Here is a 20,574-nt window from a genome sequence, read left to right on the forward strand (position 1 = left end):
GTCAGTCGCGGAACCGTTCGACGACTCGCAGCGCCGCCTCCGTGGGCTCGTAGCCGCGCTCGCCGGCGACGGTGGTCTCCGCGAGCAGCCCCGCGGCTTGAAACTCCGCGAGCACCCCGTGGAGGTCGGATTCACACAGGTCGTAGGCGTCCAACAGGGTTCGAACCGACACCGGCCCCCGGTCCGCGAACTCCACGAGCAGCCCGAGCGCGCGCTCGTCGCGACACGCCAGCACCGCCCGGCGAAGTTCGGACGGTAGGCCGTCGGCGGCCGCCGACAGCGGCGACTCGCCGTCGGGTTCGAGGTCGTCGTTCGGGACGTAGCGCTCCTCGCCGGTCGCCGGGTCGCGCACGAGACTCGACTCCGACGACCGCTTGACGATCAGGTACCGGGTTCCGTCCGCGTCCCGAACCGACTGCATGGGTGGCGAAAGCGGCCGCACGCGAAAAGTCGTGTCGGTGGCGGCGGGTAGTGGAGCGGTGGCGTCGGTGGCGGCGGGTAGTGGAGCGGTGGCGGTCGTCAGTGGATGGTGACGGCGGTCAGCGGTCCTCGGAATCGGGAGTCGCGACCGTCGACGCGGGAGCGTCTTCGTCCGCGCCGGCATCGGTATCCTCGTCCGTGTCACGCTGTTTGAACGAGCGAACCGTCTGATAGACGCGAACGCCGGCGAGTACGCCGATCACGATAGACGCGCCGCCCAGTCGCCAGTCGCCGCGGAACCCGACCAGCATCAGCCCCAGCGAGACGCCCAGCAGCGCGACGTTGGCGTACACGACGGCCGTGACGAACGCCCGCTGGATGGCGGGATCGACCGTCGACGGGTCGGGCAGCGAGTCGGACGGGTCGTCGACGGACGGAACATCGACGCGGGGGCCGCGCCCTTCGGCCTCGCTGGCCTGTCGCTCGAGGTCGAACAGCTCCCCGTCGTCGTCGTCCTCGCCGAGCACGTCGCTCGGTTGGCGATCGGCGGGGAAAAGGGTTGTCAGACCGCGCGGTTCACGGTTGTCTCGGAGGGGATATCGGCGACGTTACGCCGCGTCCGCGAGCGTGACCGCCTCGCTCGCCTCCACCCACGCGAGGGGGTTCTCGGCGTCGTACAGCACCGTTCGCCCGTCGTCCTCGTACGCCTCGACCGTCTCGACGGCCTCGTCCGGGCTCGAGCCCGAGCGCTCCAACGGGGTATCGGATGCGTGGGTCATCTCCGAACCGTGGTATGTAATGGCACGGTATATGCCTTTCCGTGGCGGTGTTCCTCGCCATCGCCGCCCCGGCGTGCGGATCGTGGACGAGATCGGGACCACGTCGGCGACCGAGTACGGCGGCCCTACCGGGGCGAAGGCCGACGTATTCGGTCGGCCTCGCCGACGCCGGCCGTCCACGGCGAGGACCGGTGCACGAAAGGGAGGTTTTTACCGGCGAACGGCAAAGACCCGTCAATGAGCGATTCGCAGGCGGGCCTCGACCAGTTCGCCGGCGGCGGGGACGCCGACGACGGGAGCGGCGACCGCCCCGCCGCGGAGGCGGCGCACGTCGCCGGCGCGGGACAGGGGCGAGTGAGCGCGGTCGTGGACCGCGAGGACATCGTCGTGCCGGACTCGACCGGCACGGTCGAGTTCATGGTTACCGCCGTCGACTACACCGTCGAGGGGAGCGGCGCCGAGGAGTACCCAGTCGTCCACGTGTTCGGCCGCACCGCCGACAACGAGCCCGAACACGTCCGCGTGCTCGGGACCGAGCCGTACTTCTACGTCCCGACGGTCGACATCGAGGGCCGGGAGCTCGTCGAGGAGTACGACGTGATCCTCGACACTCGCGAGGAGGGGCCCGACGGCGAGCGCTTCGAGTCGATCCGGGGGGAACCGGTGACGAAGGTCGTCGCCCGCACGCCCCGCGACGTGGGCCAGATCCGCGACGACTTCGAGCGCACCTACGAGGCGGACATCCTGTTCCCGAACCGATTCCTCATCGACCACGGCGTCACCTCCGGGCTGCGCGTCGAGGAACGACGGCTCGACGCGCGCGACGGCGAGAACCGGGGTCGGCTGCAGGTAACGCCCGATCACGTCGAGCCGTGCGACGTTGACGCGGACATCCGCGTGAACACCTTCGACATCGAGGTCGACGACCGCAACGGCTTCCCGGAGGACGGCGAGGAGCCGATCGTCTGTCTCACCTCCCACGACTCCTACGAGGACGAGTACATCGCGTGGCTGTACGACGCGCCAGTCGGCGGCGTCGACGCGCCCGCGGTCCTCGACGACTACGAGCAGATCGGCGACCGCGACAGCGACATCGAGGTGCGGACGTTCGCCGAGGAGGACGCGATGCTCGACGCGTTCGTCTCGTACATCGAGGAGACGGATCCGGACGTCCTCACGGGGTGGAACTTCGAGGACTTCGACGCGCCGTACTTCATGGACCGCTGTGAGGAACTCGACCCGCGGAGCGACCACGACCTCTCGCCGGACCGGCTCTCCCGCGTGAACGAGACGTGGCGCTCGGGCTGGGGCGGCCCGGACGTGAAGGGTCGCGTCGTCTTCGACCTGCTGTACGCCTACCAGCGCACCCAGTTCTCCGAGCTGGAGTCGTACCGGCTCGACGCGGTCGGCGAGCTCGAACTCGACGTGGGCAAGGAGCGCTATACGGGCGACATCGGCGACCTGTGGGAACAGGAACCCGAGCGCCTGCTGGAGTACAACGTCCGCGACGTGGAGCTGTGCGTCGAGATCGACCGCAAACAGAAGATCGTCGCGTTCTGGGACGACGCGCGCAAGTTCGTCGGCTGTCAACTGGAGGACGCCCCGACGCCCGGGGACGCGGTCGACATGTACGTCCTCCACAACGCCTACGGCGACTTCGTGCTCCCGACGAAGGGCCAACAGGAGGGCGAGGACTTCGAGGGCGGCGCCGTCTTCGAGCCCATCTCCGGCGTCGAGGAGATGGTGTCCGTGCTCGACCTCAAGTCGCTGTACCCGATGTGCATGGTGACGATCAACGCCAGCCCCGAGACCATCGTCGAGGACCCCGACGCCTTCGACGGGGAGACGTACCGCGCGCCCAACGGCACGCGGTTCCGCAAGGAGCCCGACGGGATGATGCGTGAGATGGTCGACGAGCTGCTCACCGAGCGCGAGCGCCTCAAGGGCCAGCGCGACGAGCACGAGCCGGGCTCCGACCCCTACGAACAGTACGACCGCCAGCAGGCAGCGACGAAGGTGATCATGAACTGCTTCACGCCGGACACCGAGGTCGTCACGCCCGACGGCGTCCGGGGGGTCACCGACCTCGACGTCGGCGACGAGGTGTACTCGCTCGACCCGGAGACGATGCAGATGGAGGCGAAGCCGGTCGTCGAGACGCACGCCTATCCGGACTACCGCGACGAACTGGTCGACGTCGAGACGAGCAAGATCGACTTCAGGGTCACGCCGAACCATCGGATGCTCGTCCGGAAGAACGAGACGAACGGCATCTCGTGGGACGGGGACGACTACCGGTTCGTCGAGGCCGGCGACCTCGACAGCGCGACGAACTACGAACTCCCGCACGACTGGTCCGGCCCCGACGGGGAGCGGATCGAGGAGGTCGACCTCACCCGACTGCTCGACGACGGCTACGAGGTCTGGGCGAACAACGACGTCCACGGCCACACGCTCGCGGCCGAGCTGGGGTACTACCCGAAGAAGGTCGTCAAGAACGACGTCGGGACAACCGGCTACGTGTTCTCGGCCGCGGAGTTCGAGGAGCACCGCGACTATCTCGACTCGGTCTGTTCGGACTTCTACGTCCACAGCGAGCCGAACAGGAAGTGGATCCCGCGGACGTACGACGGTGACGACTTCCTCGACCTCTTGGCGTGGTACGTCACCGAGGGGAACGTGTACACGTCCGAGGAGAAGCGGTTCGGCGATCAGCTCCGAGGGTCCGCCACGACGGTCAAGATCGCACAGAACGCCGTCGCGGATGGCGGGACGTCCCACCACGCCTCCATCGGCGACCTCCTCGACCGGATGGGGTTCGACACGTACGTCGACGACCGAGCGTATCAGTTCACGTCGAAGCTCCTCGGCGAGGCGTTTCGGGAGCGCTGCGGTGCGGACAGCTTCGAGAAACGGATCCCGGACCTGGTGTTCGAGGCGAGCAGCGAGCAGAAGCGGCGGTTCCTCGACACGCTCATCGCCGGCGACGGCGACCGGGGGTCGGCGACCTCGTGGCGCTACACCACGTCCAGCGACCGGCTCCGCGACGACGTGCTTCGCCTGTGTGCTCACCTCGGACTCACCGCGAACTACAACCGCGACAGCGGGTCGTGGCGGATCTACTGCACGGAGGACTCGAAGAACACCCTCCGGATGAACCGGAGCGGCGGTCGGAGTACCGCCGAGGAGGGGGTCTACTGCGTCACCGTCGCCGACAACCACACGCTTCTCGCCGGCCGGAACGGCAAGTTCCAGTTCGTGGGTCAGTCGCTGTACGGCGTCTCCGGCTGGGAGCGCTTCCGCCTGTACGACAAGGACAACGCCGCCGCGATCACCGCGATGGGTCGTCGTGTCATCGAGTTCACCGAGCAGGCGGTGGGCGAACTCGGCAGGGAGGTCACATACGGCGACACCGATTCGGTCATGTTGAGCTTGGACGGCATATCCGACGAGGAAATCGAGGAGGCCACCGTCTCCGAGAACATGGCCGAGATCCATCCGGAGATGTCGGACCACGAGCTCCTCAGGCTGGCCGCCGTGATCCGGCTCTCCCAGGAGATCGAGGAGCACATCAACGGCCGCTACGACGACTTCGCGCGCGACGAACTCGACGCCGAGGAGCACCGCTTCGAGATCGAGTTCGAGAAGCTCTACCGGCGGTTCTTTCAGGCGGGCAAGAAGAAGCGCTACGCCGGCCACATCGTCTGGAAGGAGGGGAAGGACGTCGACGACATCGACATCACGGGCTTCGAGTACAAGCGCTCGGACATCGCGCCCGTCACAAAGCGCGTCCAGAAGCGCGTCATCGAGATGATCGTCCACGGGGAGGACACCGAGGACATCGCCGACTACCTCCACGCGGAGATCCAGAGCTTCCTCGACGGCGACGCCGACCTCGACGAGGTGGGGATCCCCGGCGGCATCGGCAAGCGCCTGGAGAGCTACGACACCGACACCGCCCAGGTGCGGGGCGCGAAGTACGCGAACCTCTTGCTGGGCACGAACTTCCAGCGCGGGTCGAAGCCCAAGCGCCTCTACCTGGAGAAGGTCCACCCGGACTTCTGGGCCCGCATGGAGGAGGAGCACGGACTCGACCCACAGACCGACCCTCTGTACGGCGAGTTCAAGCGTGACCCCGACGTGATCTGCTTCGAGTACGCCGACGAGGTCCCCGACGAGTTCGAGGTCGACTGGGACAAGATGCTGGACAAGACGCTCAAGGGACCTATCGCCCGGATCATCGAGGCGCTCGGGATGTCTTGGGAGGAGATCAAAAGCGGCCAGGAACAGACCGGCCTCGGCAGCTTCATGTGACCGAGTCGGGACCGGTTCGTCCACCTCGATTTTCGCATCCGACAAACGATTTTTCGGATGTGAGAAAGACACGCGTGCGGATGCGAAACCTTCATGCGTCGAACGACCCCATTCACCCGTAGAGGCGTATACACGAACATGGCGACACTCGAACTCGAAAATCTCCAGGCGGAGGTCGCAGAGACGGGCGAAGAGATCCTCCGGGGCGTCGACCTCGAAGTGAACAACGGCGAGATCCACGCCCTGATGGGGCCGAACGGCTCCGGGAAGTCCACGACCGCGAAGGTCATCGCGGGCCACCCGGCCTACGAGGTCACCGGCGGCTCGGTGACGCTGACCCTCTCGGAGGCCGACGTCGAGGACATCGACGCGGACATCGACGAGGAGGACCTCACCTGGGAACTGCTCGATCTCGAACCCAACGAGCGCGCTGCGCTCGGCATCTTCCTCGGGTTCCAGTATCCCGCCGAGATCGAGGGCGTGACGATGGTGAACTTCCTCCGACAGGCGCTCAACGCCAAGCTCGACGAGCGCGAGGAGCTCTTCGAGGACGAGGACGACGAGGCGGAGGCGGACGCCGAGGACGACTCGGGCTACGAGACCTCCCCGATGGAGGGGCCCGCCGACGACGGCGACGTGGGCGTCGCCGAGTTCCAGCAGCTCATGAAAGAGAAGATGGAGCTGCTCGACATGGACGAGAAGTTCGCCGAGCGCTACCTCAACGCCGGCTTCTCCGGCGGCGAGAAGAAGCAGAACGAGGTTCTCCAGGCGGCTATTCTGGAGCCCTCGATCGCCGTGCTCGACGAGATCGACTCCGGGCTGGACATCGACCGCCTGCAGGACGTCTCGAAGGGCATCAACGCCCTCCGCGACGAGCAGGACACCGGCATCCTCCAGATCACCCACTACCAGCGTATCCTCGACTACGTCGAGCCCGATCACGTCCACGTGATGATCGACGGGAAGATCGCCAAGTCCGGCGGCGCCGAGCTCGCCGAGGAGCTCGAGGACAAGGGGTACGACTGGGTCCGCGACGAGGTCTACGGCACGGCATAACCGATTATGGTTACTGAACAGGCTAATGCGTACACACCCGTAAACACGATCAACACATGAGTTCCGAACAGGACCATTTGAAGGAGACCGACACCGAGGAGCGCTTCGACTTCAAGAAAGACTCGAAGGCGGCGTTCGCGGCGGAGAAGGGTCTCACCGAAGAGACCATCCACGCGATCTCCGAGGACAAGGACGAGCCCGAGTGGATGCTCGAGCGGCGCCTGCGCGCCCTCAAGCAGTTCCAGGAGATGCCGATGCCGACCGACTGGCCCGGCCAGCCGGACCTGAGCGAGGTCGACGTCGACGAGATCGTCCCGTACATCCGCCCCGACGTGGACGTCCGCGCGGGCGTCGACGACTGGACGGAGCTGCCCGACGAGATCAAGGACACCTTCGACAAGCTGGGCATCCCGGAGGCCGAGAAGAACGCCCTCTCGGGCGTCGGTGCCCAGTACGAGTCGGAGGTCGTCTACCAGAACATGCAGGAGCGCTGGGAGGAGAAGGGCGTCATCTTCTGCAACATGGACCAGGCGGTCCAGGAGCACGAAGAGATCGTCCGCGAGCACTTCATGACGACGTGCGTCCCCCCGAGCGACAACAAGTTCGCCGCGCTCCACGGCGCCGTCTGGTCGGGCGGCTCGTTCGTGTACGTCCCCGAGGACGTCACCGTCGAGATGCCCGTGCAGGCGTACTTCCGGATGAACTCCGAGGGGATGGGCCAGTTCGAGCACACGCTCATCGTCGCCGAGGAGGGCTCGGAAGTCCACTACATCGAGGGCTGTTCCGCGCCGAAGTACTCGGCGATCAACCTCCACTCCGGCGGCGTCGAGGTGTTCGTCGGCGAGGACGCCCACGTGCAGTACTCGACCGTGCAGAACTGGTCGAAGAACACGTACAACCTCAACACCAAGCGCGCGCTCGTCGAGAAGAACGGCCGGATGGAGTGGATCTCCGGGTCGATGGGGTCGAAGGCGACGATGCTGTACCCCTCCTCGATCCTCAAGGGCCGCGGCGCCTCCGACAACCACATCACCATCGCCTTCGCCGGCGAGGGCCAGAACATCGACACCGGCGCGAAGGTGTACCACAACGCGCCGAACACGAAGTCGACCATCGAGTCGAAGTCCATCTCGAAGGACGGCGGCCGCACGAACTACCGCGGCCTCGTCCACATCGCCGACGGCGCCGAGGGTTCCTCGACGGCCGTCGAGTGTGACGCGCTGATGTTCGACAACGAGTCCACCTCCGACACCATGCCGTACATGGAGATCAACGAGTCGACGGTGGACGTCGCCCACGAGGCGACCGTCGGGAAGATCGGCGACGAGGACGTGTTCTACCTGCAGTCGCGCGGCCTCGACGACGACGACGCCAAGCAGATGATCGTCTCGGGCTTCATCGAGCCGATCACGGAGGAACTGCCCATCGAGTACGCCGTCGAGCTCAACCGGCTCGTCGAACTGGAGATGGAGGGCTCGCTCGGGTAACCCCCGGCGCTCCGTCACCACCCACTCACCACACACAATGAGCACACAGCTACCCGCAAGCATCTCCGAGGAGACCGTCGACGAGATCTCCGCGGAGCGCAACGAACCGGACTGGCTCCGCCGGACGCGCCTGGACGCGCTGGCCGCGCTGGAGGAGTCGGAGATGCCGAGCGTCATCGAGACGCCCGGCCGCCGCTGGACGAACCTCGAGGACCTCGACTACGAGTCGATCGTCGACCCGCTCGACCAGCGCGACGAGACCGAACGGATCTCCGCGGAGGGCGCGGCGGTCCTCGACTTCGAGACGGCGCTCGAGGAGCACCCCGAGCTCGTCGAGGAGCACTTCGGCTCGGTCACCGACCCGCAGACGAACTACCTGACTGCGCTGTCGACGGCGCTGTTCACCACGGGGACGGTCATCTACGTCCCCGAGGGCGTCGACGCCGAGGACGTGAAGGTGCGCGCCGAGATGAACAGCACCTCGCTGTTCAGCCACACGCTCGTCGTCGCCGAGGACAACGCCTCCGCGACGATCCTCGAGCGGATCTCCAACGGCTCCGAGGTCGACGGCGACCGCTACTTCAGCAACCTCGTGGAGATCGTCACGGGCGAGAACGCGTACGTCCAGTACGGCTCGCTGCAGAACCTCGACGAGGACGTGTACGACTTCACGCTGAAGCGCGGCGACGCGAACCGGTACGCCACGATCGACTGGATCGAGGGGAACATCGGCTCCCGGCTCACCCGCTCTGACATCGAGACTGAGCTGAACGGCGACTCCTCGGAGACGAAGATCGTCGGCGCGTTCTTCGGGCACGACGACCAGCACTTCGACATCAACGCCCGCGTGTGGCACAACGCCGAGCACACGACCGCCGACCTGGTCACGCGCGGTGTCCTCGACGACGAGGCCCGCTCTGTGTACGAGGGCGTTCAGGACGTGGGTCGCGACGCGTGGGACACCAGCTCCTACCAGCGCGAGAACACGCTGATGTTGAGCGACGACTCCGAGGCGGACGCCTCGCCGAAGCTCATCATCCACAACCACGACACCGAGGCGTCGCACTCGGCGACCGTCGGGCAGGTGGACGCGGAGGACATGTTCTACATGACCTCCCGCGCCATCTCGGAGAACACCGCGCGCAACATGCTCGTCGAGGGCTTCTTCGTCCCCGTCCTCGAGGAGGTCGAGGTCGACGAACTGCGCGAGGACATCGACGACCTGATCGTCGCGCGCCTCGACTGAGGCCCGCGACACTCGCGGCGTTCGCGGCACCCGCGTTCGGAACTCACTGCCGCGGTTTTTCGGCGTCCGCTCCAGCACTCACAGCGACGGCACCGTCGAGTCAGTCGCCGCCGCTGAAGACCGCCGTCCGTCCGCTTCGTCGACCCAGCCGCACCAGCGCCGGCAGCGTCGCAACCGCGAGGAGGAACTCGCTGCCGCCGGCGACGACGAACGCGGCCCGGAAGCCGAACTCGGCGGCGACGGCGCCGCCGACCAGCGACCCCGCGAGGAAGCCGAGGCTGCCGGCGGCGTTGAACCCCGCGACCGCGGCGCCGCGGCCGTCGTCGCCCGCGAGGTCCACGACGAGCGCGAGCGTCGCCGGCGCCATCAGCGCGCCGAGGACGCCAACGACGACCATCGTCGCGGCGACCGTAGGCACCGTCGGCGCGAAGCCCACGGCGATCACGACGAGGCCGAACACCGCCGACCCGGCGGCGACCGGGACGACCCGGCCGATCCGGTCAGAGAGGAGGCCGAAGGGGTACTGCAGCAGCGCGAACGGCGCGAAGAACGCCGCCAGCAACAGGCCCGTCGCGCCCGGTCCGAGCCCGAACGCCTCCCGGAAGTACAGCGTGCCGACGAGCGCGAAGAAGCCCGCGACGAGCCGGTCGGCGAACGCGAACGCGTACGGGATCGCGAGCTCGCGCCGGTCGCGCACCCCAGCGAGCAGCGCCCCGAGCCCGCCGTGGCCGCCCTCGTTGTCGGCCCCGCTGTCGGAGCCGACCGCCGCCGACTCCGCCGGCTCCGGCGGTCGGTCGGGGATCGTGAGCGACCCCGCGGCGGCCACGCCGAGCAGGCCGGCGGCGGCGTACAGCGGGACGGTCGCGCCGACCTCGAACAGTTGGCCGCCCAGCGGCGCGCCGCTGGCGGTCCCGAGGCCGATCGCGATGCCGGCGACGCCCATATTTCGCCCGTTGCCGCCCGACCGGTCCGCGAGCGCGGAGATCGCCAGCGAGAGCGCGCCGACGGTCATCGCGCCCTGAAGTCCTCGAAGCACCAGCGCCGCGAGGAAGGGGAGGTCGCCTCCGGCGACGACCGCGAGCGCGAGGTAGCCGGCCGCGCCGCCGGCGGCCGAGAGCGCGACGAGCCGCCGGCGTTCGCCGAGCCGGTCCGACAGCGTCCCCCAGGGGCCGGCGAACAGCGCGAAGGCGGCGAACTCGACGGCGAGAAACAGCGTCGGCCCGGCGACGCCGCCCCCGCCGAACTCGGCGGTGAGCAGGTCGACGCCGGGGTACACGAGCGTCTGCGCGAGCAACACGGCGTACACGACGAGCGCGAGCGCGACCCGGTCGCGGCGGTCGCTGTCGGGGGTCGTCCTCGCGGGTGACGTGTCGCCGGCGGCTGCCATCGGGGGGCGTTGGACCCCCGCCGGCTTGAGCGTTCGGCGTCGGCGCCGTGGCCCTCGTGCGGTCGACGCCGCCGCGGCCGTCGCCGTCGGTGTCGCCGCCGCCGCTGTCGTGGTCACCGCTGTCGTCGTCGCCGCTGTCGGCCACGGGGAGCAGGCCGGCGGGAGGGGAAGGCTTACGGTCGCCGTCCCCGGACGCTGAAGCGATGACCGTGGAACAGGTCGACGACCGACCCCTCGCCGTCGCGCGGACGGGTGGTCGCCCGTGAGCGTGGGACAGCGGGTCACCTCCGACCACCAGCTGGCCCGGCTCCTCCAGATCGGCGTGGTGCTCGAGGAAGTCGTGGAGGCGCGCTCCACCCAACACCACCGCGAGATGGACGGCGACTTCGACGACGAGGTCGAGGCGTTGCTGCGACACGCGGCCGAGGAGTCGGCCGACCACCGCGACCGACTCGAGGGGCTCATCGACGAGCTCGACGCCGAGTCCGTCTCCTACGAGGAGATCGAGGCGCTGGTCGAGGCGCAGTACGGGAAGACGAAGCCGGAGGACTTCGACGGCGTGTTGTACGACCAGTTGTGTAACGAGGAGACCGCCTACAAGTTCTACGACGACCTCATCGAGGCGATCGAGGGGAGCGACTCGTCGTTCTCCGTCGACCGCGACCGGGTGCTCGACACGCTCCGGGGGATCCGCGCGGAGGAGGAGGAAGGCGTCGAGGAGGTAACGGAGATCATGGAGCGGCGATAACGATGAACACGGCAGACCAGTATCTGAAGGCGATTTACCTCGTGCAGGAGACGGAGGACGGCCCCGCCTCGACGGGCGCGGTCGCCGACGCGCTCGACGTGAGTCCCGCCTCCGCCAACGAGATGATCGGCAAACTCGAGGAGCGCGGCCTCGCCGAACACGAGAAGTACAAGGGCGTCTCCCTCAGCGACGAGGGGATCGTCAGGGCCCGTGAGGCGCTGTCGAACTACTGCATCATCGAGCGGTTCCTCGCGAACGTCCTCGAGGTCGAGGAGTTCCGCGCGGAGGCGCGCTCGCTGGAGGCGGTCATCGACGACACCGTCGCCGAGCGCCTCGACACCATCATCGACCGCTCCTCGGAGTGCCCCGACTGTTTCGACGCCGAGACGGACGCCTGCAAGTACATCGCGGAAGTCGAGTCGGAGAACCCGGCCGACTGACCCGCGTCGCCGCCGCGTCGTTCGCCCGGACGTGTCGGTCCGCGGCGACCCGGCGGGATTAAGTGGGGGCCTCCGGTAGACCGGGTCCATGGGTAGCGGGGTGACCGATCGGATCAGGTCGTTCGTGGGGGCGGACGACGACGACGATCACGACTTCGAGTGTGCCGGTTGTGGGCGAGGGTTCGACGCGAACAGACAGCAGTGTCCCGAGTGCGACGGCTTCGACATCCGTCGGACCTGACCGGAGGCGCGGAACGGTTCGGCCGGGGCTCGGACGAGTGTGGAAGGCAATCCTATTGTACGTCGGTCCAGTACGCTCGGTTGCGCAGTCCCGTGGTGTAGTGGCCAATCATGAGGGCCTTTGGAGCCTTCGACGGCGGTTCGAATCCGCCCGGGACTATTCTGTGCGAACGAAGTGAGGACGGACAGTCGCACCGCGGATTCGAAGCAGGGAACGGAGCGAAGCGGAGTGACCGCGGTTCGAATCCGCCCGGGACTATCCTCAGTCGTCCTGCGCTCGCGTCGATAAGCCGACCGTCGGACGGCGCTTCACGTCGCCGGCGGCGGACGCGCCGGCGACGTTTTCACTCCCCACTCCCTGCGATCGACCGTGACGCTCACCGTTCACGACATCCGCAACGGCATCCGGGGCGGCGTCGGTCGGTTCAAACGCGAGGCGACCGCGACGTTCACGAAGGAGGAGCTGGCGGCGCTGGCCGACGCGCTCGACGTTCCCGCGGGCGACCGGTCGACGAACGAGTCGACCCGTGCTGCCGTCAGGGTGGCCGTCGGGCTGGCCGAGACGACCGAGGAGGCCGACACGGGGAGCTTCTCGAAGCCGGAACTGTTGACGATCGCCGACGCCCTCGGCGTCGACCCCGTCGAGGGCGACGAGCCGGAGCCGCTGTATTGAGTCGGGGGGCGGAGTTCTCGCGTCGGATCGCGTCAGATGAACGAGACGGCGTACGCGAGCGACGAGAACACCATCAAGCCGACGAGAACCAGCGCGAGCACCTGCTGGCGGTCCATGGCATCGAATTCGACGGGACCGACAAAACGGTGACGTTCACAGAGTGAACAGGAGGTAGGGAACGCCGAACAGCAACGCCGTCATGACGGCGAGGATCGCGCCGTAGCCGAGGGCGGTCCCGACGGCCGCGCGGAACGACTCGTGATCGAGGTGGCCGAGGTCCATACAGACGGCTCCCACGGCGGCGACAAAACCGTTCCCCCTTCGTTCGATTCACCGCCTCACGTGCTCCGCCCCCCGCCCTCCGGCCTCCGCGGTCGACCGCCACGGAGCCGTCCGGCTTCGAACCGTTGAAGCGGCCGGGGTCGGTGGATCGCGTATGGGAACGCCGCTGGACTCCCGGGAGGCGCAGGTCGACGAGGTGCTCGACCGCCTCTACGAGGAGTACCCCGACACGGACATCTCGCTGAACTTCTCGACCGAGCTGGAGCTGCTCGTCGCGGTCGTCCTCTCGGCGCAGTGCACCGACGAGCGGGTCAACGAGGTCTGCGAGGACCTGTTCGAGAAGTACCGCACGGCGGAGGACTACGCCGAGGCCAGCGAGGAGGAACTCGCCGACGACATCTACGGCATCACCTTCCACAACAACAAGGCCGGCTACCTGAAGGGGATCGGCGAGATCCTCGTCGAGGAACACGGCGGCGAGGTCCCGGACACGATGAGCGAGCTGACCGACCTCCCCGGCGTCGGGCGCAAGACCGCGAACGTCGTGCTCCAGCACGCCCACGACGTGACCGAGGGGATCGTCGTCGACACGCACGTCCAGCGCATCTCCCGACGCCTCGGGATCACCGAGGAGGAGCGCCCCGGCGCGATCGAGACGGACCTGATGGGCGTGGTCCCCGAGGACGACTGGCGGATGTTCACCCACCTGTTGATCAGCCACGGGCGGGCGACGTGTACGGCGCGGAACCCCGACTGCGACGAGTGTGTGCTCGCGGACGTCTGTCCGTCCGAGCGCGGGGACGCGGCCGTGGACCTCGCCAGCGGCGAGGCGTGGTAGACCGGAGATGGTCGAAGCCGGCGTTCGGCCACCGAGCTTACCCGTCGGAACAGTCAACCTGTAGCCATGTCCGACGACGGACACGGCACGGACGTCGAGGAGGACACCGACCTCGAAACGGCCGAGGACGCCACGTCGTCGAGGGACGCGGACGACGACGCTCCCGAGGACGCGATGCCGGATCAGGAGCCGGGACGCGACGACACGGACGGCGAGGCGCGCGAGGAGGAGGCCGCCGAACAGGAGAACCCCGACGCCCACCGCGACGAGGAGCCGTACCAGTAGCGATCGAGGTCGCCGCCTGAGACTTCTTCGCCGGTCACGCGATGTACAGCCCGTAGTAACGGTACAGCCCGACGACGTACGCGAAACACCAGAACAGCACGTATCCGAACACGCCGATCCGGAGGCGACCGCGCCACGCGGCCATGTTCTCGTGGAGGTCGTTGAGGCTCGTGTCGGGGTCCTCGATCTCGTAGAGGTCCGCGCCGCGTTTCACCTGGAAGATGCGGACGATGCCGGTTAGGCCGAACGCGAGCAGGGCGTACGCCTGGAGCCCGAGGAACGCGTGGATCGCGGCGGCACCGCCGAACTGGTCGAACAGCCGCGGCGCCATCCAGAACGCGACGGGGACCGTGTTGAGCACCAGCCCCGGAACGATGACGCGGAGGTGGCGCATGAGCCGGTCCCAGGTGACGTGATCCTGGTCGCGTCCGACCATGATCCACGCCCCGTAGAGGTAGAAGGGCAGGCTCGCCGTCACCATCGCCGCGGCCACCGTCGCCGTCGTCGCCTCCGAGACCATCCGTCCGCCCATCGGACCGGGGAACCCCTAAGCCCTCCGACGGCGGTCGGTCGGTCGCGTCGACGACGACCGAGTGCTTACTCGTCGCCTTCGCCGTCGTCGTTCCCGGTGCCGTCGTCTCCGCCGTCATCGTCGTCCCCGCTGCCGTCGTCCCCGGTACCGCCGCTTCCCTCGCCGCCGTCGGAACCGGCCCCCGACTGCACCGAGTCGAGCGACTGCCACTCGACCGTTCCGGCCTCCACGATCGCCGACGGCTGTAGCGCGGGGTCGGTAAGCGTCACGCGCGCGAGTCCGACCGGTCCCGCCCTCGGCTCCGGGAGCGCGGACGGGTCCTCGGTCTCGAAGGGGGCCTCCGGATCGTCCCCGACGACGACGCGCATCGCCATGCCGAACCCCTCGTGGGGCGAACAGAGGAGGTCGTACACGCCCGGCGTGTCGAAGCTGTGCAGCCACGTGTCGGGGACCGGCCCGTCCCCCCCGTCATCGTCGGTGTCGTCGTCGCCGCCGTCGTCACCCTCACCCGGGCCCATCGTCTCCGCGGGCGGATCGACCATGTCGCCCGGGATGGAAGACGGCGCCCAGCCGAGCAGCGGCGAGGAGAACGCCTCGACCCCGATCGGCACGCGGCGGCGCATCCCGTACGCTGGATGGTACCCGACGACGTTGTGATCGGGGGTCGCGAAGACGAACCTGATCACGTCCCCCGGATCCACGTGGAGCCCCGTCGGCTCGTAGTAGAAGTCCGCCGGTCGGTCGGGATTCGTCGGCGGACCGCCGATCACGGTTCGGACTTCGTGTACCGTACCGGCACCTGACCCGTCGGGGACGGTACCCGGTTCCTCGTCGTCAGTTTGGGCTCGGACCCCGCTGTCGCCGGTCCGGGCGGCCGCGGTCCCTCCGGCAACCGACAGGCCCGCTCCGACGCCGAGCGCCTTCATCACGTCACGTCGCGACTGTCCGTGCGTTGGGTCGTTGCTGGTACCCATAGGAGTTCATCGACGGCCGACGGGTTCGTTACTCGCCGAGTGCGGTCCCGCAAGCCGACCCTGTCGACCGGCGGTCGCCCGAACTCGATCGCTCGTCGATCCGGCGCCTCGGCGGGCTGGTTCGTCACCCGGACCGGACGCGACCGGTTCCGGTTTCAAGCTGTCACGAAACGAGAACATACCCGGATCACGTTCGGGTACGGTCGACCAACGTGTCGCCGTCGAGGCCGGCCCGCGCCGTCGAACGTCGCGGCGCTTATGCGCCTACGGCCCGGACGTGGAGGGGATGACCGACGCCGCGGACGAGCCCGAGCGTGCCCGCGCTGTCGACACCGGTTCGGTCGAGGACGCGTCCGACGACTCGATCGAGGCGCTGCGGGCCGAAGTCGAGGAGAAGTACGACTTCGACGACTTCGGCCCGGCGGACATGGCGGAGATGACCGAGGCCGAGTGGGACGCGGCGTTCGACCCGGACGCGTGGATCACCGGTCGCGACTTGCTCGACCGTGTCGAGCGGGACCTCCGAAGCCAGATCGCGTCCCGGGAGGTGTTCGCGGTGCTCGACCGCCGGAACGACCCCCCGTCAGTCGTCGCGTACTCCGACGAGGGCTGGGCCGTCGTCTACGATGACGGGAGCGTCGAGGGGGAGGGGACCGTCCTCAGGGACGTGAAGCCGACCGTGGCGCTGTGCTCGATGGACTCCTACGAGGTCCGAGACCCGCCCGAGGAGTACGAGCTCCCGACGCCCGAGGAGGTCGAGTCCGGGACCGGCGAGTTCGGGAACCTGATGATCCAGGTGGTCGCGGCGATGCAGATCCTCGGCGGGTTGGGGCTGTTCGTCGCGTGGCTGTTCCTGGGCGTCGAGACGATCGTCGCGCCCGTCATGGGCGGGTTCTTCCTCGTCGTGGGGGTGCTGTTGTTCGGGCTGGTCGCGAACGCCAGGCTGTCGGACCGGTTCCGCGCCGAGGAGTACCGCGACCGGCTCCGGGCGGCCGGCATCACCGATCCCGGCGACGACGCGGAGTTCGTCCCGTTCGAGGAGGTCGCCGAGGAGGCGCTGGCGGCCGCCCGGGGAGAGGGGCCGGATCCGCCCGAGACGACCGTGTCGCCCTCGGGCGACACGGAGGGGTCGGCCGACGCGGCCGCGGGGGCGACCGGACCCGACGCACGGACCGGGGCGACCGGCGACGAAACCGACGGATAGCGGGCCGTTGTCCCGGCAACACGCCGGCCGAGAGGTCGGTGGGTTTATGCGCGCCCAACCCCGACCCTGAAACACCCATGAAGAGGCGGGACTTTATGCGACAGGCCGGCGGTGCGACGGCCGCCATCGGGGCGGGCGCGACCGCGACGGCCGGCACCGCCGCGGCCCAGGAGGGCGGCGGCGGCCAACGGCCCGACTTCGGCGGCTACACCGACGGTGCCAAGGGCGGCACGTATCAGGACGCCCGCGGCAGCTCCGAGGTGACCGTCGAAGTCGGCGGCGGCGGGGGCCTCGCGTTCCTGCCGACCGAGCTGTGGATCGACACCGGAACGACCGTCACGTTCGAGTGGGTCTCAGGCGGTCACAACGTGCTGTTCGATGACAATCCCGGCGACGTCTCCGGCCACGAACCTCTGGAGGACGAGGGGTTCACGTTCGAGGTGACGTTCGAGTCGGGCGGGATCTACACGTACTACTGTGACCCCCACCGGTCGCTCGGGATGCTCGGCGGGATCGCCGTCGGCGAGGACGTGCCGACGGTGTCGACGGGGGGCGGCGGCCGGAAGGAACTGCACGACCTCGGGGTCGCCATCCAGGCCCACTGGGTCGGCGCGGCCACCATCCTCGGCATCATCATGAGCGTGATCTTCACGTTCTACCTGGTGAAGTACGGCGAGTCCGCACACACGGGGACCGGGAGGTGACCTGAGATGTCCAGTACCGGATCGACCTACGGCGACATCCACCGCTACGAACCGGCCCGCGAGAGCACGGCCGCGGCCATCGCGATCGTCCTGCTGACGGTCGTGGAGGTCGTGTTCGTGTTCATGTTCACCTACGGCCTCGTCAACGGCTGGGGCCTCTCGGACACGGGGAACATGTTCCTCGGCGGCATCCTCGCGGTGATCTTCATCGACCTCGCGTTCATTCTGGCGCTGTACCGCAAGGAGTTCCTCCCGGACGTCGTGATCGTCAAGAAGCGGCGTCGCAAGTGGGAGGACCTCTACATCCGCGAGGAGGACGTCGACGGCGAGACCCTCGGAACCGACGCCTGGGAGCAGGTGAAACGCGCCGTCTACCCCTACTACAAACGGTGAGACGATGAGTCTGGAAAAGAAAGACGAGTACGACCACGAGAACTGGCTCGAGAGCAAGGACCTCACGCCGGTGGAGGCGACGTTCCTCACCGCGCTCATCTGGGTCGACAAGCGCCTCCGCATCGTGGATTACCTCGAACTGCTGGAGTCGCTGTACTACCGGTCGAACCTCCAGATGCCGAAGTCGCACACGGAGCAGTACGACCTGGACAACAAGTTCTGGTACTGGTACGCGCTGTACACGCTGGGCTTCTTCAGCACCCTCGCGTACGTCGTGGCGGCCATCTCCGGGGCTTTACTGGGATTCTACTACGTTCCGGCGGTCGGCTCTGCGGGCCCGGGAGAGGCGTCGATCGCCTACAGTCAGATCGCGTTCATCATGCGCGACCTCCAGTTCGGCTTCATGCTGCGCTCCATCCACCGGTGGTCGGCGCAGGTGATGACCGCCGCGGTGTTCCTCCACATGCTGCGCGTCTACTTCACCGGCGCGTACAAGGAGCCGCGCGAGCTGAACTGGCTGCTCGGCATCGTGCTCATCTCGCTGACGATGGTGTTCGGCTACACCGGATACCTCCTGCCGTGGGACCAGTTGGCCTTCTGGGCCGGCCAGATCGGCGTCGAGATGGCGCTGTCGATCCCGCTCATCGGCGAGTGGGTCGCCCAGCTGATGTTCGGCGGCTTCTCGCTGAGCCAGGCGACGCTGATGCGTATGTACATCATCCACGTGTTCCTGCTCCCGTTCGTGGTGACCGCCCTCATCGCGATCCACATCGGCATCGTGTGGGTGCAGGGCATCGCGGAGCCGCACTAAGACAATGAGCGACGAACCCACCACCAACACGGACGACGAACCGCGGACGGACGGCGGCGGCACCGGCATCGTCGCGCCGGACGACGAGACCCCGACGTGGCGCGAGCGCAAGGAGCGCACCGAGGGGCTCTCCCGGCTGACGTACGAGTACTTCGAGCGCGCGCGCAGCGAGGACGAGTCGCTTCGCCGCGAGTCGGACTACGTCGAGCGCGACGTGCTCGCGTTCCCGACGTGGCCCCACGAGACGGTGCGCAACCTCGCGCTCACCAGCTTCTTCGTCGGGATGATCATCTTCCTGTCGGCGACGCTGCCGCCCCACATCGGCAGCCCCGCGAACCCGAACTCGACGCCGGCGATCATCCTGCCCGACTGGTACCTCTACTGGTCGTTCGGCCTGCTCAAGCTCGGCCCGCTCAACCCCGAGCTCGCCATCCTCGGCGGCCAGAAGCTGATGGCCGACCGGACGTACGGCGTGCTCGCGAACGGCATCGTCGTCGGCGCCATCGCGATCGTCCCCTTCATCAACAAGGGCTCGGCCCGGCGCCCCGTCGAGCAGCCGTTCTGGGCGGCCGTCGGTATGTTCGGCGTGACGCTGGCGTTCACGCTGTCGATGCTGTCGGTGAAGAACCTCATGCCGATGAACGTCGACCTGCTGTTCGACCTGACGTTCCTCCTCCCGCCGATCGTCGGGGTCATCACCTACGCGGTGTTGAAGACGATGCGCGAGGGGTACATGTACGACCTGAACCGCCGGTACTACCGGCTGCGCCCCCCGAAGTAGGCGCCCTCGGTCGCGCCGGTCCGGACGCTTCGGTTCGCTCCTCGTCTTCTCGCCGGTCCCGCCGCTTCCGCCGCTATCGTCCCCGACCTCCTCGCGAGTGTCGCCGCGGGCGCCGACCCGGAACGGTTCTACACGGTCGCCCACGGCGACCGATGCCGCAGGACATAGTACCGTCGAGCCCCTCCCGCGAGGTATGAGCGATACGTCCCGCGAGGGGGATGCCGCGGCCGACGACGGCCCGCCGGGGACGACGGCGAGCGCCGACGGCGCGACCGCGGGTGGGGACGCGTCAGAGCCCGACGGGCCGGCCGCGAGCGGCGAGGGCCGCGCCCGCGACGTGGTCGTGCCGATCGCGGTGTACAAGCGGGTGACGGCGTACTCGACGCTGGCGGCGGTGGTGACGGTCGTGCTCGGGTTCGTCATGCTCGATGCGGCGACGCTGAACGTGTCGCTGACGCGGCAGCTCGTGGTGGGCGTGTTCGGCGCCGTCGGGGTCGTTCCCTCGGAGACGCTCCTGACCGCGCTGTTCTCGCTCGCGGGCCTGGGCCTCATCGCGTTCGGCGCCGGCGTGTACGTGTTGGGATCGCGGTTTCGGGCGCCGGGGATGACCGGCGAGAACGGAAACTCTCAAGACGACGACCCCGAAGTATAGGACAATGGCAGACGAGTTCATCAAGGGCCTCGGGCTGTTCTGCGGCGCGGGCCTCGCGTGGATGGTGCTCGCGGGCTGGTACCGGACGCCCTCGTTCGAGAGCCCCCGGCAGCTGATCGCGGCACCGCCGGAGCCGAACACCGTCTTCGACGCGATCGGCATCTTCCTCAACGACGTGTTCTTCTGGACGGCGATCATCGGCGCGCTGACGTTCTGGGTGGTGATCCCGGCGATCAACCAGTTCCGCGGCTCGGCGTCGGGCGCGTAACGGGCTCGTCGCCGGCGACGGCTCCCCCGCCGATTTCGACTCATCGTCCCCGCCGGTCCA

At 68.1% G+C, this 20,574-nt stretch carries 25 protein-coding genes and 1 tRNA gene; 19 read left to right on the plus strand and 7 right to left on the minus strand.

The genetic code is table 11. The features are described 5' to 3' along the window. Position 1: 1 nt before the first annotated feature. The 3 genes from K6T50_RS13785 to K6T50_RS13795 form a co-directional block, all read right to left on the minus strand. A complete protein-coding gene (locus tag K6T50_RS13785; RefSeq protein WP_222607144.1) occupies positions 2-421 on the minus strand; it encodes a DUF7346 family protein in 420 nt (139 codons plus the stop codon). Positions 422-539: 118 nt separating this feature from the next. After that, positions 540-947 (minus strand): DUF7322 domain-containing protein, encoded by a 408-nt coding sequence (locus K6T50_RS13790; RefSeq protein WP_222607145.1) that lies wholly within the window; start codon positions 945-947, stop codon positions 540-542. A gap of 81 nt (positions 948-1,028) precedes the next feature. Beyond that, entirely contained in the window at positions 1,029-1,199 is a 171-nt protein-coding gene (locus K6T50_RS13795) for a DUF7331 family protein (protein WP_222607146.1), read from the minus strand. Between the two features lie 237 nt (positions 1,200-1,436). Between K6T50_RS13795 and K6T50_RS13800 the strand changes: the two genes are divergently transcribed. The 4 genes from K6T50_RS13800 (at position 1,437) to sufD (ending at position 9,302) form a co-directional block, all read left to right on the plus strand. Then, positions 1,437-5,513, plus strand: a complete 4,077-nt coding sequence (locus K6T50_RS13800) for a DNA polymerase domain-containing protein (protein ID WP_222607147.1) — start codon at positions 1,437-1,439, stop codon at positions 5,511-5,513. A gap of 138 nt (positions 5,514-5,651) precedes the next feature. Next, positions 5,652-6,569, plus strand: a complete 918-nt coding sequence (locus K6T50_RS13805; RefSeq protein WP_222607148.1) for an ABC transporter ATP-binding protein — start codon at positions 5,652-5,654, stop codon at positions 6,567-6,569. Positions 6,570-6,625: 56 nt separating this feature from the next. After that, positions 6,626-8,056 (plus strand): Fe-S cluster assembly protein SufB, encoded by a 1,431-nt coding sequence (gene sufB, locus K6T50_RS13810; protein ID WP_222607149.1) that lies wholly within the window; start codon positions 6,626-6,628, stop codon positions 8,054-8,056. 37 nt (positions 8,057-8,093) lie between these two features. Further along, entirely contained in the window at positions 8,094-9,302 is a 1,209-nt protein-coding gene (gene sufD / locus K6T50_RS13815) for a Fe-S cluster assembly protein SufD (RefSeq protein ID WP_222607150.1), read from the plus strand. A 100-nt stretch (positions 9,303-9,402) separates the two neighbouring features. On the opposite strand, the gene K6T50_RS13820 is transcribed toward sufD, so the two are convergent. Further along, on the minus strand, positions 9,403-10,689 hold the full coding sequence (locus K6T50_RS13820) for an MFS transporter (RefSeq protein ID WP_222607151.1): 1,287 nt from the start codon (positions 10,687-10,689) through the stop codon (positions 9,403-9,405). A 262-nt stretch (positions 10,690-10,951) separates the two neighbouring features. On the opposite strand from K6T50_RS13820, the gene K6T50_RS13825 reads away from it, so the two are divergent. The 6 genes from K6T50_RS13825 (at position 10,952) to K6T50_RS13850 (ending at position 12,954) form a co-directional block, all read left to right on the plus strand. After that, entirely contained in the window at positions 10,952-11,437 is a 486-nt protein-coding gene (locus K6T50_RS13825; protein WP_222607152.1) for a ferritin-like domain-containing protein, read from the plus strand. Between the two features lie 2 nt (positions 11,438-11,439). Further along, on the plus strand, positions 11,440-11,877 hold the full coding sequence (locus K6T50_RS13830) for a metal-dependent transcriptional regulator (protein WP_222607153.1): 438 nt from the start codon (positions 11,440-11,442) through the stop codon (positions 11,875-11,877). 88 nt (positions 11,878-11,965) lie between these two features. Beyond that, the gene (locus K6T50_RS13835) at positions 11,966-12,118 is read left to right on the plus strand and encodes a hypothetical protein (protein WP_222607154.1); all 153 of its coding nucleotides are present in this window, start codon (positions 11,966-11,968) and stop codon (positions 12,116-12,118) included. Positions 12,119-12,204: 86 nt separating this feature from the next. Next, positions 12,205-12,277 (plus strand) — tRNA-Gln (locus tag K6T50_RS13840). Between the two features lie 210 nt (positions 12,278-12,487). Beyond that, positions 12,488-12,790 carry a hypothetical protein gene (locus tag K6T50_RS13845; RefSeq protein WP_222607155.1) on the plus strand — a complete coding sequence of 101 codons (303 nt, stop codon included), beginning with the start codon at positions 12,488-12,490 and terminating at the stop codon, positions 12,788-12,790. Beyond that, positions 12,787-12,954 carry a hypothetical protein gene (locus tag K6T50_RS13850; protein ID WP_222607156.1) on the plus strand — a complete coding sequence of 56 codons (168 nt, stop codon included), beginning with the start codon at positions 12,787-12,789 and terminating at the stop codon, positions 12,952-12,954. Before K6T50_RS13845 ends, K6T50_RS13850 begins: the two co-directional genes overlap by 4 nt. On the opposite strand, the gene K6T50_RS19165 is transcribed toward K6T50_RS13850, so the two are convergent. Continuing rightward, positions 12,944-13,072 carry a hypothetical protein gene (locus K6T50_RS19165; protein WP_275673105.1) on the minus strand — a complete coding sequence of 43 codons (129 nt, stop codon included), beginning with the start codon at positions 13,070-13,072 and terminating at the stop codon, positions 12,944-12,946. The two genes, K6T50_RS13850 and K6T50_RS19165, sit on opposite strands and share 11 nt — an antisense overlap. A 154-nt stretch (positions 13,073-13,226) precedes the next feature. Between K6T50_RS19165 and nth the strand changes: the two genes are divergently transcribed. Continuing rightward, positions 13,227-13,910, plus strand: coding sequence for an endonuclease III (nth, locus tag K6T50_RS13855; RefSeq protein ID WP_222607157.1), 684 nt, complete (start codon positions 13,227-13,229; stop codon positions 13,908-13,910). A gap of 66 nt (positions 13,911-13,976) precedes the next feature. After that, positions 13,977-14,195: a hypothetical protein gene (locus tag K6T50_RS13860; protein WP_222607158.1), complete on the plus strand. Its 219-nt coding sequence runs from the start codon at positions 13,977-13,979 to the stop codon at positions 14,193-14,195. A 34-nt stretch (positions 14,196-14,229) separates the two neighbouring features. Here the strand turns inward: K6T50_RS13860 and K6T50_RS13865 are convergent, their stop codons facing one another. Then, entirely contained in the window at positions 14,230-14,715 is a 486-nt protein-coding gene (locus K6T50_RS13865; RefSeq protein ID WP_222608932.1) for a DUF7321 family protein, read from the minus strand. Between the two features lie 77 nt (positions 14,716-14,792). After that, positions 14,793-15,701, minus strand: coding sequence for a cupredoxin domain-containing protein (locus K6T50_RS13870; protein WP_222607159.1), 909 nt, complete (start codon positions 15,699-15,701; stop codon positions 14,793-14,795). A 286-nt stretch (positions 15,702-15,987) separates the two neighbouring features. Between K6T50_RS13870 and K6T50_RS13875 the strand changes: the two genes are divergently transcribed. The 7 genes from K6T50_RS13875 (at position 15,988) to K6T50_RS13905 (ending at position 20,514) form a co-directional block, all read left to right on the plus strand. Then, on the plus strand, positions 15,988-16,905 hold the full coding sequence (locus K6T50_RS13875; RefSeq protein WP_222607160.1) for a DUF7319 domain-containing protein: 918 nt from the start codon (positions 15,988-15,990) through the stop codon (positions 16,903-16,905). Positions 16,906-16,982: 77 nt separating this feature from the next. After that, a complete protein-coding gene (locus tag K6T50_RS13880; protein ID WP_222607161.1) occupies positions 16,983-17,609 on the plus strand; it encodes a plastocyanin/azurin family copper-binding protein in 627 nt (208 codons plus the stop codon). 6 nt (positions 17,610-17,615) lie between these two features. Further along, a complete protein-coding gene (locus tag K6T50_RS13885; protein ID WP_222607162.1) occupies positions 17,616-18,002 on the plus strand; it encodes a DUF7318 family protein in 387 nt (128 codons plus the stop codon). A 4-nt stretch (positions 18,003-18,006) separates the two neighbouring features. Beyond that, the gene (locus K6T50_RS13890) at positions 18,007-18,813 is read left to right on the plus strand and encodes a cytochrome b (RefSeq protein ID WP_222607163.1); all 807 of its coding nucleotides are present in this window, start codon (positions 18,007-18,009) and stop codon (positions 18,811-18,813) included. 4 nt (positions 18,814-18,817) lie between these two features. Continuing rightward, positions 18,818-19,594 carry a cytochrome b family protein gene (locus K6T50_RS13895; protein WP_222607164.1) on the plus strand — a complete coding sequence of 259 codons (777 nt, stop codon included), beginning with the start codon at positions 18,818-18,820 and terminating at the stop codon, positions 19,592-19,594. A 193-nt stretch (positions 19,595-19,787) separates the two neighbouring features. Then, positions 19,788-20,246 (plus strand): DUF7315 family membrane protein, encoded by a 459-nt coding sequence (locus tag K6T50_RS13900; RefSeq protein ID WP_225935329.1) that lies wholly within the window; start codon positions 19,788-19,790, stop codon positions 20,244-20,246. A 4-nt stretch (positions 20,247-20,250) separates the two neighbouring features. Further along, the gene (locus tag K6T50_RS13905; protein ID WP_222607165.1) at positions 20,251-20,514 is read left to right on the plus strand and encodes a DUF7314 family protein; all 264 of its coding nucleotides are present in this window, start codon (positions 20,251-20,253) and stop codon (positions 20,512-20,514) included. Positions 20,515-20,574: the final 60 nt, after the last annotated feature.

The sequence above is a fragment of the Halobaculum magnesiiphilum genome, from assembly GCF_019823105.1.
Taxonomy (GTDB): Archaea; Halobacteriota; Halobacteria; order Halobacteriales; family Haloferacaceae; genus Halobaculum; species Halobaculum magnesiiphilum.